We start from the raw sequence: 17,324 nt of genomic DNA on the forward strand, positions 1-17,324 counted from the left end.
GCCTCTGTGAACTTCTCATGTGCGGTGGCATATAATCCATTCTCCCACGCCGTCCACCCTTCATCCAATGCCGGAACCAAAGTTTCATCCCCGCAGCTTATCACCACAAGTAACAATAATCCTGCTAGGTGACGGTCATAACATCTCCAAAACTGCTGTTGACAACCATGATATCCGGAATACCGTCCGCATTACTATCGCCATCGATCACCGTAAAATCTGTTGATATGGCCTGCAGGGAGCTGTATAGTGAGATGACCGATCCGCGAGGAATTTTAAATACAATAGTATCTGATTGTGTACTTAGGTTCGTCGAATCGATTATTTCCCGCAACGTTCCGCCTTCAGAGTCGTCCCCGGGATGCGTTACAAACCATTTGCCAGGCGTCGCCGAAGGGATAGCACTTACTGTGCTCGAATATGGGCTTTCGTATCCGTTGTTATCAACAGCCATGATGTAGAAATAATAGATCGCCCCGTTTTGCAAAGGCGTCGAGCCGTCCAGCGTCGTGATAGTCTTACCGGTAGTCGCCGTAGAATCCGCCAGATAATAGGTGTCATTGTTATCGCTTGCCCAAATATAATACTTGGTTACATCGGATTTGTTAACCGGGCTCCACTGAAGATTCACAGAACTAACATTGGATGCCGCCACAAGGCCAATTGGAGCCGAAGGTATGCCGTCAATTGTGAAGCTCTGTTCGGCTTGAAACTTCGAATTGCGGTAGATCTGGTCGATCGATTCCACGCTCCAGTAATACGTTCCGTCAGCCAAGTCCCATAGTTTCCAGCTATTGCTATGGCCGGTATTGCCCATCGCTTGTATAAGCCTGAATCCGCCGGTATTGCCGCTGTCAACCACTTTGGCCAGTGGCGGCATGACCTGCACACCTGCAGGGGTTTTACCAACACGTAGATTGTAGGTCAATCCGTTTTGAGGTGTTTCGTTGTCCGTTGATTTATTCCAACTGAATGAAACCGTATCCAAGGACGTTGTTGTCGCCAAATTTGTGGGATCGCTTGGCGGAACGTTTAATACTGAACCGCCGTTCTTATACAGTTTTGTAACATAATTGTTGTTGATGTCAACACCTTCAACCATTACATCCAGGTCACCATCTCTGTCGTAGTCAATAAACGCTGCCCCGGGGGTGTATTGATCACCTCCAAATATCGGCTCTATGCCAATATCAATCATAACAAACGATCCTCCGCCGTTGTTTCGCGCTATATAGGATTGTCTACCGGTGTAATCGGTCGGAGTACCGGTCATGAACAAGTCCAGGTCGCCGTCATTGTCAAAGTCGCCCCAGACAACCGCAGCGCGCGCTAAGCCGGTCAGGCCGGGATTTATATCCGTAAATGTGTCATCACCGTTATTTTCATATACGGAGGCGTAACGTGTCCCGGAACCACCGGTCGAACCGCTAAACGCTATGTCAAGATCGCCGTCATTGTCGTAGTCTCCCCAAACGGCCTGTCCGCGATATATACTAAGTACAGGGAGATTGGCGCTAATATCGGCAAACGAATCATTGCCGTCGTTTCTATAAAGAAATATACCGAAACCAACGGCGCCGTCACCGAGAACCAGCAAATCAAGATCATTGTCGTTGTCATAATCGCCCCATGCGCACGAACCGTTTGCATGGCCCGGTATGCCTGTGTCCACTAAATTAAACTCGCCATTACCATCGTTTCGATATAAGAACGATCCTTGCGAGCCCGAGCCCGCATCATTGCCCATCAGAAAGAGATCCTGATCGCCGTCGTTGTCGTAGTCGCCCCATGCCATCGCCGACAATGCCGTTCCTGCCATGTTATGCAACACATCGGAGAATGTTCCATTACCGTTATTCTTGTACAATTTCAAGGTTCTTGAACCGCTGCCGGAACTCCCTGCGTATGCAAGGTCAAGCAAGCCGTCATTGTTAAAATCCGTCCATGTTACGGAACTGCGGTGAATCTCCTGCTGGAATTGTGCATCGATTTCCGTGAACGTATCGCCGTTATCATGTCGATAGAGTTTGGCAAAGCCGTTTTGAAAGGGGGGATAGTATTCATCCGTTGCCCCAACAATAGCAACATCGTAATCGCCGTCGTTATCATAATCTCCCCACATAAAATTACCATCCGCTCCATTGATGAAGCCTGTTCCGGTAACTTCCGAAAAATTAGTAGGCGTTGCGCTGACTCCCGCATACCCGGTATCATTGAGCGAAACATCGACGATGGTCACTCTGAAATAATATTTTTTGAAGTTGGTAAGGCCGGTATAGGTGATCGTTGAATCCGTAGTAGAGTCGATCTGAACAACAGGATTTGGTAATGTATCTCTGAAAATTCTGTACCGAAGCACGTCGATTTCGGTACTATGATTCCACAAAAGCGTGACTTTTTGATCGCCGACTTTTGCTTGAAGGCCGGACAGCGGGCCAAATGAAACGCCGCCAACCAGCGTGCCATCATAGTTATTTACAGTGGCATCCTCTACAATGGTGCCGCCTCCCTCATCCAAATGCCACAACGCGGTAAGGCCTGATTCATTGCCCACGAGTCCGCTCTGATAAATACTGAATACTTCTGAAGGGGTGAGTGCGCGGTTCCACGTATTCGCTTCATCCAGCAATCCTAAAAAATAATTATAATACAAGCCGATTTTAGCCCCATAACCCAAATAGCTGGTAGGGCCTGTTGCGATACTGTCAACAAGAGCACCATTCTTATAAGCTTTCAAATAACTTCCTTCTAATACCCAGGCAATATGAATCCATTCGTCGGCATTATATGGAATACCGACTTGAGAATAGCCGCCGCTCCAATTGTAAAACCATATACGGTCTTGGCCGCCTATAATACCTCTGGAAATGCCCATATATCCGCCTTGATCGGCAAAAATCGAATTTCCCTCATACGCATAGAACATGGTCGGAGAAGCGCCGGTCGGTCTGATCCACATTGACACCGTGCCTGCGGATGAGGTCGTATAATTGCTCAAGGAACCGGGTAAATTGATATAATCGTTTATTCCGTCGAGCATGACATAATTATTGATCTGCGCGGACACCCATGACGGCGCCGTCAGCAGCGTCAAAAGAAAAAGAATTCGTCGCGTTGTTTTCATATATACCTCTCCGTTTAGTGCGTTAATATTTATTCTATCATCACACAAAAAAATTATCTAAGGAATGTCCAACAAACAAAAAATTGAACGAGAGCTATCGGTACAACTGAAGTATTGCCCTAAGCGAACATTGCGGGCATGCCCGAAGTCGGAAAGTAGGTGAGTGAACCAGTAATTGCATAAAAGGTAAATCAATACCGATCGTATGTCAAGTTTTTTGATTCCTGACTCGTGCTAACGTTCACAATCTTCTGCGGTTCATACAAACAAAAACGTCCCGGTCGAGTCAACGATCGGGACGTCGTACAAATATTTTTTTTTGGAATGTCTATTTTTTCTTACGGCTGATTATCAACTTGTCCAATATGGGTTCATTGTCTTTCAAGATCGGTTCCCACCAAGTCGTGTCTGTATAAGGCGGAATGGTTTCTGAAGACAGGCCGACGGCGTCAATTTCGTTCCATCCCGGCACGGCAACCATATCCATAGCTAGCCGGATTTCAGAAACTTTGAAGTTTGTTTCCGGAAAATTAATTATGAATATTCGCGAAGAGTCCCCCGCATCCTTCGCTGAGTCCTGATAAACCACTTCCCAAAGGCCGGTCATAGGATTTTTCACGTACACCGTATCAACAAATCCGGGATTATACGTTTCAAAAATGGCGATCGATCTCACCGGCTCCGGATTATCGTAGTAACCTAGTTCAAGAAATTCCCGTTGAAGGTCCTGATACTCCGATGTCCATGCGGTTTCTATATCCCCATAATTGGGATACGTATCGGGAGCGCCCAGAACCTGGTATGCGGCCCATTCCACCGTATCATATTGCGTGCTGTACGCAATCACGGCATCAGCCCATCGGATGTTCCTGCTTTGATCGCCGCTGTCATCCCCGCAACTCAGGGCGAACATTAAGAAGCTTAGGACAACGAAAATTCTTGAATTCATACGGAAACTCCTTATTGGTTTGACTGAAAAGGGAAATGTTACTATAAATCAGGATTCACTTTGATTTGAGATGCCATTGCCACAGATTCACAGATTAAAGAACCTGCTTATCGGTTTGACTCACAATGTCATGCTGAGCCAGTCGAAGCATGACAAATGATTAAATTTTCAGCCTTCGACACGTTCAGGCTGACAGGTATTTCGCTAAATGTGAGTGAACCCGATATGCACGTTAAAGAATGATCTTAGAATGCGTTTTGTTTAATCTGCGAATCTGTGGCTTTGTTATTAATCCGGTATCGGGAACGCCGGAGGATTTCCAAAACTGCTCTTGGTGGATTTGCCTCCAACCATACTTAACCCCACCACCGCCGCCCCGGCTCCTACGATAATGCCTCCGCCAATGTAAAGCGCGGATTTTTTCGATCCCGGTTTCTGACCGGCTGATTTTTTTTGGCGTTCTGCCCATTCATCGATCAAGAGGCTTTCGGGAATGACCGTTTCCTCGCTTGCCGACATTTGTATCTGATCTTTTTCAGGAATCACCGTCTTTGCGTATTCGCTCACGGCCGTCTGATAAGCCGCTAAGGAAACGCCGGACGAATCGCCTGTAACTTCCAGCCCGGCCAGATCTTTGACCAGCATCAACGCAGGTTTATATAGCGGAAAATGTTGAGCGCTCATACAGCCGTAGAGAATGGCTTGAGTTTTATAATGTTCATCATTTCGGGTTTTGTAAATCCGCGCCGATACCGACGCCATATTATAGTAAATACTGAATAGGTCAACCGCTTCGGTTTTAGTATTTGCCGCCTTACCCAAGGTTGCAAGAGCAATGGTGTCCTGATGCTGAACTTTCTGAATATTACCGAGGTTCTTATACGATTCATAAAGATCAGAGAACGAAGCGTGGCCTTTAATCAGCAGCTGTTTTCCTTCATCAATTTTCGTTGCATCGGACATGGTTAGTACCGCACCTCGATAATCGGATGTCGCATAGTCTTCGTTTAAAACGCTTGCTTTATCATACCACTGTTTTACGGCTTCGATGTTTCCGTGCCCCGCCTCCACGATCATAAGCTGGGAATACACCGGCAGATACCAAGGCTCTTGTTCCGCAATTTCCCGAAGCACCTTTTCGCCTAATTCTTTTCCATTGAGTGAAAATTTTTCGATTCGCCCCTTTTCATCCTTTTTCAAAAACTCAACCTGATCGCTTTTTAAATAAATTACGGCCAGCTTATATTTGACGGCTACCGCCCTTCGGTTGTGCGTCACGATATCCTCATAAATCGCGCGCGCCGTCTCAACATCTGCTTTGCGCATAAGGTATTCTGCGGCATCGTACTTTTCTGCGTCCGTAAGCGACGCGTATTCGGCTCCGCCCAACGCCACGATAAGATCGGTGTCTTCTTTGATCAACTTCTCGCTCGATGCACCGCAGGAAATAATAAATGTCAAATAAAAGGCGGCTAAGAAATAAATAATGTTTTTCATAATACTTTTGATTTTAGATTAATGGTTTTTGATTTGCTCTTCCATGCTGATTGTTCAATTATCATTTGACAATCAGCATCTTCTTGGTTTGCGTATATGTTTCACCGTTGATCGATTCCGCCTGAATTCGGTACAAATAAATTCCGGAAGATACCGCGCGCCCAAGATTATCCGTTCCGTTCCATTCCAAGGCATGAATTCCCACTTCCTGATCTCTGCGATCTAAAACGGTCCTGACTTTCTGGCCCAAAATATTGTATATGGACATAGTTACGCGGCTTCGTTTTGCCAAAGCATAGGAGATCTTTGTTGACGGATTGAACGGGTTGGGATAGTTTTGTGACAATGAAAATTTTGCCGGCAGATCATCGAATGAAGCGGCGGCTTCATTCAGGTATCCGGCGGTTCCAACTAATATCTTATATTTGGTCGTTCCGGAACGTTTATGATAAACCGTAGTCAGTTCTCCCTCCGGCAAAAAAACATTTTGCGCATAATCGTAAATTTTCATTTGCCAGTCGCTTCGAATTTTTTCAACATCAAATTCCAGATGAATGGAAATATCATCCATAGTTGACTCGATCGCCAGATCTATTGACTGCCCTTCATTTCCGGCATTCCGGTAAATATAACTTAGTTTCTTCTCATCTTCAGTAAAATAAGCGGAAATATAATTACCCAAGCTTTGCGGCTCAGGATCATTATACAAACCCGCGTTCGCTTCATGAAGAATCGTATAGCCGTTCGAACGGTCTGTATACTTTAATCCATTCTTGGCCGCAGTTGCGGCAATGTTCAACTTAAATTCTTCCGTTTGGGTTGACCATACTTTTCCAACCGATACGCCGTTTGGCGTAAAGGTCAACGTAGTCGCTGTCAAATTCTTGTTCCATATCGCATATCCGCCGAAGGGCTTCATCGAAGTCACCTTACTCCATCCGCCAACTTCAGTCCCCGTTCCGCTAAACGCCCACGGACCGGAAAATTGCAGCGGATCCAATGCAACGGTTATCGGTGTAGTAAATGGCGTGCCTACCAAATTCCATCCCGGATTTAATGTGACCTGAACACCCGATGGCGGATTCGTAACGCCGCCCGATGCGTCCGCAGTTAAGCCGTTGTTACCGCTTTTTTGAAAGAACCAGAATGCCTGTCCCGGCAAAATAGTCGTAATTTTTGTTCCCGCTCCGTTATATGCGATCCACTGCGACGAACCAATGCTCGGAAAAAGCTGCGCCAGATTTTTGTTATTGAGATTTACCGGAACGGAAACTAAGCGCCACCGATCCGTGACAATTCCTGCCAGGTATTCTGAGCCGCTGATCGAACTGGTAATTTGTGTAAACGCGACCGGCACACTGGATGTATCGCTGTACACTATGTTTCCGCCGTTGTCCGTAGCTTTGATAAATAGTGAGACCCCTTCCATCGTCGCAGCGCTGCCCGGGATTTGAGTTGAATACGTTGAACCGGACGCGGCCATGGTAACCGAATCATAAGCTGTGGCTGTTCCTGTTTTATGAAATATTCGTACACTTGTAATGGAACCGTTGTCCGTCACGATACAACTCACATTAAATGCCGCATTCAGCGGTGTTGAAGCCGGCTGCTGAATGGACGAGATCACAGGCGCCTGATTATCGGCAAGCAGGGTCACATTGAACGTATCTGCGGCTGAAGAAACGCCGTCGCTGCCCGATACTCTGACTGCAGCCGTACCCGTAAAATTAAAAACACCTTGCAAATACAAACTGTCATTGGATACCGTTGGTAATATCTCTGCAGAATTGGCCTGCGTTGAATAGATCAGCGACGGATAGTCGGAATCGGAAAAAATAAACGAAAGTTTTTTGTAAAATATTTTTGGAAATCCTTCCGTGAGCGACGTATCGGAAATGGCAAGATTTCTGACCGGAGCGGCGTTAAATGTTGTGTCGCTCGCGGTATTCGACGCAACGGAAACTCCGAAATTACCAACCGTAAATACTCTGTAAAAATAAATGGTCTTGGAGTTTAATCCCGAAGTATTGGAATAGGCCGTCGTTGCGTTATCGGCAGTTGAATCAATCTGAACAAACCCTGTACCTGACGACAACGAACGATAAATTCTGTATCGTAAAAATATGCCGGTACCTGGAGCCCATGACAAATTGATCCGTGAAGTCGATACGGCCGTCGCTGTTAAAGCCGACGGAGCGCCGGGCATGACTCCGGTGACAGTCACCGTAGTGGTGCGCCTTTTAAGCGTCAGCGCCGTTGCCGCAGTATTAGTAATATCACAAGTATATGTACCGGCATCGCTGATTTTTACAGAATCAATTTGATAGGTGGCATTCGTCGCGCCGGGAATTACGCCTCCGTTTTTCTTCCATTGATAAGTATTATTTACACCGCCAACCGTCACCGTGAGTTGCAATACAGTTCCTTCTGCCGCATTAACGGAGCTGTATGTCCCAACGCTGTCCTGCGGCGCATAGGTAAAAGTTCCAATTCCCGTGTTGGTCTCCAAATCCTCAAAAGTAAAGCGGTTATTCTCAGTTCGTAAAGTATTTAACGTGCCAATACTGGAGAGATTCGGTAAAACGTCAAACCGGTTATTGCGGATATCGAACTGTTGGAGGCTTGCGAGATTTTTGAATACAACAGGAACGGAGTCCGCCAGCAGATTATTCGACAACGTCAAAGAACTCAAAATTGACATGCTACTGATCGACGTTGGAATAGTGCCGGATAATAAATTATTTTCCAAGCCAAGGCTGGTTAAATTAATAAGATTGCCTATGTTCGACGGAATGCTTCCGCTAAGCTGATTGCCAAAAAGTTGAAGCTGGGTCAGATTAGTCATATTTCCGATTGAAGAAGGTATTGTGCCTGTAAGATTATTACCTGATAAATTCACCGTGATTGCGCGGCCGTTAGACACCGTCACACCGAACCATGTTCCCACAGGATTAGCGCTCTTCCAATTCGTGTTGTTTGTCCATGCTCCTCCGCCGGTATTGTTATACAAATCAACCAACGCAAGGGAATCTCCGGAGGATACCTGTGAATAAGCCGAAGAGCTTGAGACAGCCCCTAAGAAAAAATAAATGGTTACCCATTTTTTCATAAAACCTCATTCATATTATGTATGATCCGGTTTTGAGGAAAATTAATTAAATAAATATTGAAATTAACGATGGTGCAGGAAATTTTTGGTATGGGTCAAGGTATACAAATTCACTTTGCATATCAAGCAATTTTTGTCATTCTGACGGTTCGTCTGACTGCCATGCAACTTGTCCGTCACGAAAATATTCTTTTTTCCAAACCGGCAATTCCTTCTTAATTTCTTCGATAATATACCGGCATGCTGAAAAGGCTTCCGCCCGATGCGCAGATGAGACAACTATGATCACGCTGGGTTCTTTGATCTGAAGCAATCCTAATCGGTGTTGTATAGCAACGCGGTTGACCGGCCAATACCCGAAAGCTTTTTTCAAAATATTGAGCATTATCTTCTCTGCCATCTCAGGATAACCGTGGTAATCGATAGACTCAACCTTTTTCCCGTCGAAGTGATCGCGAACTGTTCCTACAAAAATATCGACGGCGCCGGTGCCTTCCGTCACGCAGAAATCATACAGTTTCTTAACGCTAATTTCGTTTTTGGTTACTTCGACATAATATTTTTCTTCTCTGACCATACGATAATTTTTCACAATTACTCATCTTATTTAAGCATAACTACCAATTCATCTCCCGCAGATTTAACGGATTCACGCAGAATTTTTTATCTGCGTAGATTAGCGGCATCTGCGGGAGAAAATAATAGAAACTGAGCAGTTACCCTTTTTTCTTATAGAACAGCATGTATAGCCTCATCCGCCGCTCACGGGAGGAATGATGCACACTTCATCTCCTTCGTGCAGCAGCGCTTGCGGTGAAACGTATTCCATATTCAATGCCACCCTGCTGTGTGCCTTATATTTTTCAAGCTTAGGATAAATGTTAATGATATCATTCCAAAAAAGATCAACGGTAGCAGACAAAGGCAATTCCAAAGTTACCTCATCCGTTCCCGCGATCTCACGGCACATGGCAAAAAACTTAACTCTGATCTTCAATTTCTGTTTTTCCTTATTCGACAATAACCGTCAGATTGCTCGTGTTCCCAAAAATTTCCGGAGAGTACATTTCTTCTGCTTTGGTCGATGGCAGCTCAAATCGGCCGAATGTTGTTGCCCGTGCGAGATAAGTAAACGTGTGCTTACCCTGGGGCATCCAGTCTGCAAAAACCAATACCCGGTCGTCCCGCATTTCTGAATGATTAAAAGTACCATAAGACCACCAGCCGCCACGGGAACCCGGTCCGGCAATCGCTTTTGCAGACGAATTGCTCGTTGCCAGGTTCACATTAACCGCTTCAAATCCCGCAGGAAGCGGGTCATCAACCACAACAAATTGTCTATCCTGCGCAGAACTGACGTTCAATTCGATCCGGTACATTGCGCCGGCTGTGAACTTACCGTTTGTTACAGCCTTGCCCTTTTCATCAAAGAACGATTTCGTTATTTTCATTCCTTCATCGCGGGATTTGATCTTTATACCGGACTTTGGAGCATAAGTCATACGTACGTTATAATACAGTCGTCCCGTGCCTGAAAAATTAAAATCCATCGGCAGTGACACGTCCTTTTGCAGTTGATTAAATTTGATATTGGATGTGTGCGTTGCCGTTGAGCGGCCTTTGTAAATCTCACTGAGGATTTGTTTTCCGTCTATTTGTACTTGAGATTTGAAATCAGGGATTTCTTTCTCGAATATTCTGAAATAACTTCCCAGCGCCCAGAATACATATACATTTTCCTGCGTCGTTCTCCAGCGCCCGTCCTTTCGATCCTGTAGAAGATATTTTACTGTTTTTTCAGCCCACGGAACATCCTCCTTATCCATCTCTAAAAATACTTGAAGAATCGCCGACGTAGTTCTAATATTCGAGTGAAACGTCCATTCAAGTCCGGTATTGAACGGCTCTTCAAAATGCGCCGTTGTCGGATTCATTTTAATTGCGTTTAATAAATTCCGCCGGAGTTCCTCTGCGATGGCTCTGTTTCCCTTTCCTTTGACGACGGCCTTCAACAACATCGCGCGCGCGTACAACGGCATTTCATCCCGCCGCTGGAACAAAAGTTCAACGCTTGAGGCATCGTAGTATCCGTTTTCAGCCAGGGTGGCCAGCGCGAATGCATGGGTGGTGTGCCAATAAAATAATCCGTATCTGTCAATTGCAGCGGATTGCCTGACCATGCTTTTGAGATATTCCAATCCTTTGGCATAACATTCCTGATTAACTTCAAAACCTTTCGCTTTGGCATGAGTGAGAGCAAACATCGTGTAGACAGAAACGTACGGAGAAACGTACTCACCGCCCGTCCAATAACTAAATCCGCCGCTGTACTGCTGAAATTTCGGAACGTCATCCAGATATTCTCGGATCACGTCATCGACGTTTTTTGCCTTATCCGGGAAAGCGTCCAATTTAAACGCTTCTACGACATCGCCAAATAAGATAATCGGGAGCGCGCGCGACGTTTTTTGCTCGAGACAGCCGTAAGGATATTCAAACAGGTATTTAATACTGCCGTCCAAATCCACCAGTGCTGTCGAAGCCGTCTTTACAGAAAGACCGCCAAAATCTTCGTATATATTCTTCGGGATCTTAATTTCTTCCTTATGGGTTTCGGTTGTACTGCCATACAATGCAACGGTTTCAGTATACGTTGGAATTTTAAGAGGAATGGACACTTCAACGCCATCGGTCAGGTCATTCATGACGGCCTTAAATGTAAACTTGCCGGCCTTGTTGTCTCGAACATTAAATTTGTAGCGAACTTCCTGCGATGCGCCTCTATTCAAAAAAATATCCTTTGCCGGTAAATCTTTCAGCTCGACTCCATCCATTTCCGTAAATAATTTCACTGCCCCGTCTTTATCAGAATAATTATGAACGATCACTCCGGCCTCAACTTCGTCCCCTACTCTTGCAAATCTCGGTAAAGCCGCGCGCATCATAAGTTCCTTGCTAACGGTGATATTCTTATCCGCGCTCCCAAACTTGGAATCCGCGGAATGAGCAACTGCGATGATCTTGAATCCGGTAACGTTTTCTGGCAATTGAAAACGAATTTTCGCCTTACCGTACGCATCGGTCATGATCGAAGGATTCCAATAAACACATGCTTTGAAATTCTTACGCACGCTGACGGCGGCAAACATGTCGTCGCCCCCTCCGCCGCCTACACCGCCTTTGTCTTTCAGGCTGGCGTTCACGATCTGATCTAAAACATATTTTCTGCTTTCGGATGTGGTCACGCCTAACTCACGGTGTTGATAAAAATAGGAGAATGGGTCGGGTGTTTTGTAATTCACAAGATTTAAAACGCCGATATCCTCGACGTAAAGCGTTACTTCAGAAATTTTACCTTGTCCGCCATTATCTCTTATGTCAAGTTCAAGGTTAACCCATTCGTTGGGCGCAAATTTTTCCTTGTTCAATTTAAGGGCAACATTCAGTTTATTTGCATCGGAATTTATCGACAGTTTAGTGTAACCGATCTTAAACGCCGGTTTACCTAAATCTTCAAACTTATCAGCCGTCGGAAGCGCCGTCCGGCCCTGTAAGAGGATTACAGATACGTAAGCGTTGGGGATCAAATCGGCAGTCACGGGTATTTCAATAAAACTAGCATTGCCGTTGAGATCAACCGCTTTATGTGACAGTATCCCTTCACGTTCAACAGTAATCAGCGCCTTGCATTTTTCATACGGCGACTTCACCAGAATTTTTGCGGTTTCACCCGGATTATAACTTTTTTTGTCAGCCACTAAATCAATCGCATCGTCGTCGCGTAAATTCCATCCCGTGTATCCTTCTCCTGTCACATAGACAAAACAGGATGATACAATCTTATTGCGAAGATCATCTGAACCGGTTGCCTTAATGATATAATAACCGGTTGATTGCGGACGTAAAGATTGCGAAATGGGCTGCGCGGCTGACACCGCCTCAAACGATGATTCAAGAGTATCTTTGACTTGTGAATTCCATTGAAACGTCCCTTCGCCAGTTTTTTCTCTGACGGAAATCCACTCCCGGCGAATAAGTTCAAGCCGGACTAAATTTCCCCGTAGTTTCCTTCCTTTTGGATCCACCGTTATTAAGTCAACATGCAGCTTGTCACCCAGGGTATGAAACGTCGTTGTTGGCTTCAGGCCGATGTAATATTTTCCTGCATGAACGGTAACGCTTTTCCTGCCGCTCACTTCCTGCCGGTTTTTGTCACGCACGTCGCCTTCGATAACCAGCGTGGACGATTCGCCGACGCTGTTGTTCAAACTTAATGATACGTCGAGTAAGCCCCGTTCATTTAATTGTTCGGTCTTACTGGACAATACGGTAGCGTAACTTCCCCGGTAACCGTAATAGTCATCCGAAATCGCTCCAAAATAATAATCATCATAGCCATCCGGAACAAACGAACTCTTGCTGCGCGAAACGCTCCACTTAATCTCAGCATGGCTCATCGGAGCTCCGAATAAATAATGCGCGTCTAATGAAGCTTCCAGTTTTTCACCCCATACGTACTCGTCCTTTTTTGTTCGAATGGTAACTTCCGTTTCAACCGGCCTGAACTCTTGTACCTGAAAGCTTTCCGTCGATACTTCTTCTTTGCCGTCATACGCTTTCACAGAATAATATCCCAACGGCGCGTTCACATCCAAATCATACTCAAAGTCAAAAGCGCCCATCGTATTCGTAGTACAATTTTTTGTAAAAATTTCTTCAGATGAAGGGTTGACGACCGACACCGTCACACGCCGTCCGGAACTCACCGACCAGGAGTCCTGTTGTAATTTTCTGGTAATACCTTTGAAAAGAACTTTATCTCCGGGACGATACATGCCCTGATTTGTAAACAACGTCGCAGATAAACGGTCCGCATCGCTCACACGCCAGTTTGTGGGAATGTTAAATCGATAGAGTTCAACGTTTTTATCAGAATTTATGTACGCCTTTTGCCCTGCCTTGGAAACAAAAACCCATTGCCTTGGCTCACTCCATTCATTTCTGGATCGTAACCCCAGGGCTTCCCATCCCGGCGTTTTGACAAACCCTTTTTCATCGGTGCGTCCCATCCACGCAATGTTTCCGGTATCATCACGAATTTCAACGGCTGCGCTCCCGACAGGCCTCCCGTCTTCCAAATAAGTCAGATAAACGAGATTATTTAGCCTGGAAAATTTAGCCGAAATTCCGATAGCCGTCACCTGCGCGATAGCCCGCTGTGCATAGGCTTCCGAACCGTGTTTAAATTCAATAAGTATGTTCCCGTTTCTTCCACCGCCCAACACTTCGTCAAGATCAACCGGGTAGATGCCTTGCTGATTCAATGGTACGTCGGGCTTCTCGGAGCGGGAACTTCCCCATTTATCAAAAATCAGGTCTCGTTTCCACAAACCCTGATTTAATACGCTGATCAGGTCATTCTCGGATAATAATGCAAGACGAACATTTACATATTTTGGATTCAATACCGGAACATTGAAACTATGACTCAAATAAGATTCGATGATGTGTTCGCCGCTTTGAAAAAATACGCCCGGCTCGTAATCCCCTGTTTCAAACTCGTGCACTATGTCAACGCCAAGATCGTTGCCAAAATCATCCGTTATATTTTTGTCAAAACGCATCTCGTAATGCGTCCGGGGTTTAAGATCTATATAAATGATTGTGGAATATTCTTCGTCCCAATAGGTGTCATACAGATATTTTATCTCAGCCTCCGGCGAAATAGTGATGTGATTACGCAGGGCTTCATAATCAACACGGTTTGTCAATTTTATTTTAACCGGCTGGCTTGGTGATACGGGTGAAGAGAAACGTACTAGTTCCAGCGTTCCGTACGTTGTAAATGAAATGGCTTTCGATTCCCTGCTGGCCAGGCTGCCAACTTCGCCTTTCAGACCTTCTTTTATAGTAATAGTATACGGCGTAAGCATCGATAACTGGTCTAACGGTATGACAATCAATAATCTTTTTTCTAATTTTGCGATAGCGGAGTTAGCGTATTCGTAATTATAGTTCTGCACATAGTCTTTGGCCTCATTCGAGTCCGCAAGGCGTACTACGCACTCCACCGCGCGGCCTGATAGTTCATTAGAAAGTGAAATTTTTTCTTTTGCGTTGGAAAGCAAAATATTCTGATTGAATAACAAATATATTTTAGGCGAGATGGTAACGCCCTTTGCGTCATCATAGATATTGGAGTGTAGGAATCTTGGCCTCATCGTTTCAAATGAAAAATGATAAGGAGCGGACAAAAGACTGCCGGACAGCGACTTGGTTCCTGCCGGAATGGTAACTTGATAGCGGCTCGATAACGTGAGAACGTCGGCAGGAGTAAAGACCAAAGTATTGGTACCCATCCATCGGTATTTACCCTTTAGAGCAGGCGTAATCGTGAGAGGTCCAGAGCCATCGCCTTCGGGCAAAGCCTCCAGCGGCACCATCGGTTGATTGAACACGACAACAACAGAATAAAATTGATCAACATCCTCGATCAATCCCTGCGGAGTCGCCGAAAGGACAGTCAACCCCTGCTCGGACGGTGCGATGGGAGCTTGTGCGTGCGACGGGTCGCTGAAACTGCACCCGCTAAAGTAGAAAAGAAAAACCGAAGGCAACAGAAAAAATATAGAGCCAACAAAATAAAGGGTGATAGATTTTTGCGGTAATAATCTTTTAATCATCACACGCCTCTTCTTTCATATTTTCTTAATTATCCTATTTGACTGTGAGAATAATTACGATTTGACTAAGCATGATTGAAACTAATAGGTCTAATTTCAAATGTAACGATTATATACTTTACTTAATAATACCGATGTGCAGATCCTTGAGTTGACGCGGATCAACCTCTGTCGGCGCGTGATCCATAAGAGAAACTGCGCTGTTCGTTTTTGGAAATGCGATCACATCCCTAATGGATTTTCGACCCGTCAGAACGGCAGTCAACCGGTCAAATCCAAGCGCAATGCCCCCATGGGGCGGGACACCGTATTCAAATGCCTTCAATAGAAATCCAAATTTGAGTTCGCGTTCTTCTTGCGACATATTAAGTGCGTCAAACATTTTATTCTGAATATCTTTCTTGTGAATACGGATACTTCCTCCGCCGATTTCATTCCCGTTAAGAACAAGATCATACGCCTTGGCGTAAACGCCAGCCGGATCCGAATCCATTTTTTCAAGATCCCGGTCCATAGGAGCCGTAAATGGATGATGCATGGCTATGTACCGTTTCTCCTCCGCGTCGTATTCGAACAAAGGGAAATCAAGTACCCATGACAAATTGAATTCGTTCTCGTTTATCAATTTTAGTTCTTCGGCTAATTTCACACGTAAACTTCCTAAGGCAGATTGAACGATTTTTCTGTGGTGCGCAACAATCAGAATAATATCGCCCACTTTTGCTTCGACAAGTTGTGTTATATTCGAAAGTATTTCTGGAGTCAGAAATTTAGAAATTGAAGATGTAACGCCGTTGGCTTCCACTTTAATTGTAGCGATACCTTTAACATCAAATTCTTTCATGTGTTCTGTCAATTCGTCTATTTTCTTTCTCGAAAAGGACGCGGCTTGACCTTCAACTTTGATGCAGCCGACCGATCCGTCTTGCTGAGATAACACGTCAGTAAAAACTTTGAATTCCGAATTTTTAACCAATTCATCGAGATAATGTATCTTCATCCCGAATCGCAAGTCAGGCTTATCGCTCCCGTATGACGATACCGCATCAAGGTAACTCATACGCTTCAGTGGTAATGATAGGTCAATGCCTTTTAACTCTTTAAAAATTTTTTCCATCAGAGACTCAATCGTGTGTAGAACATCGTCCATATCCACAAAGGACATCTCCACGTCTACTTGAGTAAATTCCGGCTGGCGGTCGGACCTGAGATCTTCGTCTCGAAAACATTTTACGATTTGAAAATAACGGTCAAAGCCCGAAACCATGAGCAACTGTTTATATATCTGAGGCGACTGCGGCAGAGCATAAAATTTTCCGGCATGGACGCGGCTCGGAACCAAATAATCACGCGCGCCTTCAGGTGTACTTTTCATCAGCATTGGCGTTTCGACTTCAATGAACTCTTGCTCGGTGAAGTAATTTCTTACCACTTGAGCAAGTTTGTGCCGAAAGATCAAAGGCTCTTGCATAAAATTTCGCCTCAGGTCTAGATATCGGTACTCCAGCCTCAGGTCTTCGTCGACTTTTAATCTCTCATCATTAAGTTCAAACGGCGGGGTTTTGGCGCGGCTCAGTATTTCAAGTTGGTCTGCCGCAATCTCAATAGCGCCCGTAACAATAGTTTTATTGATATTGCCTGCGTCACGCGCAATGACTTTTCCGGTGACTCGAACAACAAATTCCGTACGTAGTTCTTTGGCCGTTTCATGAATAGCTGCATTGTTATCTGGATTAAATACGATCTGTGTCATTCCGTAGCGATCCCGGAGATCAATAAATATTAATTTACCCATATCCCGACGTCGATGGACCCATCCGATGAGGGAAACGGTTTGTCTGACAAAATTATTATTCAATTGTCCGCAGGTATGCGTTCGTAAAGTTGTTTTTACCACTGGATTCATATTGTAAAAGTTACTCCTAAAAAATATAAAAAAACCGTACGCCTCAGGCGTACGGT

8 protein-coding genes are annotated in these 17,324 nt (G+C 45.0%); all 8 read right to left on the minus strand.

The genetic code is table 11. The features are described 5' to 3' along the window. Positions 1 to 124: 124 nt before the first annotated feature. Positions 125 to 3,124 carry a hypothetical protein gene (locus F9K33_07085; GenBank protein KAB2879926.1) on the minus strand — a complete coding sequence of 1,000 codons (3,000 nt, stop codon included), beginning with the start codon at positions 3,122 to 3,124 and terminating at the stop codon, positions 125 to 127. A gap of 328 nt (positions 3,125 to 3,452) precedes the next feature. After that, a complete protein-coding gene (locus F9K33_07090) occupies positions 3,453 to 4,073 on the minus strand; it encodes a hypothetical protein (protein ID KAB2879927.1) in 621 nt (206 codons plus the stop codon). A 288-nt stretch (positions 4,074 to 4,361) separates the two neighbouring features. After that, entirely contained in the window at positions 4,362 to 5,570 is a 1,209-nt protein-coding gene (locus F9K33_07095) for a hypothetical protein (protein ID KAB2879928.1), read from the minus strand. 61 nt (positions 5,571 to 5,631) lie between these two features. Further along, positions 5,632 to 8,679, minus strand: coding sequence for a T9SS type A sorting domain-containing protein (locus tag F9K33_07100; protein ID KAB2879929.1), 3,048 nt, complete (start codon positions 8,677 to 8,679; stop codon positions 5,632 to 5,634). 136 nt (positions 8,680 to 8,815) lie between these two features. Further along, positions 8,816 to 9,271 carry a molybdenum cofactor biosynthesis protein MoaE gene (locus F9K33_07105; protein KAB2879930.1) on the minus strand — a complete coding sequence of 152 codons (456 nt, stop codon included), beginning with the start codon at positions 9,269 to 9,271 and terminating at the stop codon, positions 8,816 to 8,818. Between the two features lie 159 nt (positions 9,272 to 9,430). Continuing rightward, on the minus strand, positions 9,431 to 9,676 hold the full coding sequence (moaD, locus tag F9K33_07110) for a molybdopterin converting factor subunit 1 (GenBank protein ID KAB2879931.1): 246 nt from the start codon (positions 9,674 to 9,676) through the stop codon (positions 9,431 to 9,433). Positions 9,677 to 9,689: 13 nt separating this feature from the next. After that, positions 9,690 to 15,362 (minus strand): hypothetical protein, encoded by a 5,673-nt coding sequence (locus F9K33_07115; GenBank protein KAB2879932.1) that lies wholly within the window; start codon positions 15,360 to 15,362, stop codon positions 9,690 to 9,692. A 118-nt stretch (positions 15,363 to 15,480) separates the two neighbouring features. Further along, positions 15,481 to 17,268 (minus strand): aspartate--tRNA ligase, encoded by a 1,788-nt coding sequence (gene aspS, locus F9K33_07120; GenBank protein ID KAB2879933.1) that lies wholly within the window; start codon positions 17,266 to 17,268, stop codon positions 15,481 to 15,483. Positions 17,269 to 17,324: the final 56 nt, after the last annotated feature.

This window comes from bacterium (genome assembly GCA_008933615.1).
GTDB lineage: Bacteria > CLD3 > CLD3 > SB21 > SB21 > SB21.

What these genes read in the sequence shown, in the direction of transcription:
- F9K33_07115 (KAB2879932.1), bottom strand. Translation starts at nt 15,362, where the DNA reads ATGATTAAAAGATTATTACCGCAAAAATCTATCACCCTTTATTTTGTT.
- F9K33_07095 (KAB2879928.1), bottom strand. Translation starts at nt 5,570, where the DNA reads ATGAAAAACATTATTTATTTCTTAGCCGCCTTTTATTTGACATTTATT.
- F9K33_07100 (KAB2879929.1), bottom strand. Translation starts at nt 8,679, where the DNA reads ATGAAAAAATGGGTAACCATTTATTTTTTCTTAGGGGCTGTCTCAAGC.
- F9K33_07085 (KAB2879926.1), bottom strand. Translation starts at nt 3,124, where the DNA reads ATGAAAACAACGCGACGAATTCTTTTTCTTTTGACGCTGCTGACGGCG.
- aspS (KAB2879933.1), bottom strand. Translation starts at nt 17,268, where the DNA reads ATGAATCCAGTGGTAAAAACAACTTTACGAACGCATACCTGCGGACAA.
- F9K33_07090 (KAB2879927.1), bottom strand. Translation starts at nt 4,073, where the DNA reads ATGAATTCAAGAATTTTCGTTGTCCTAAGCTTCTTAATGTTCGCCCTG.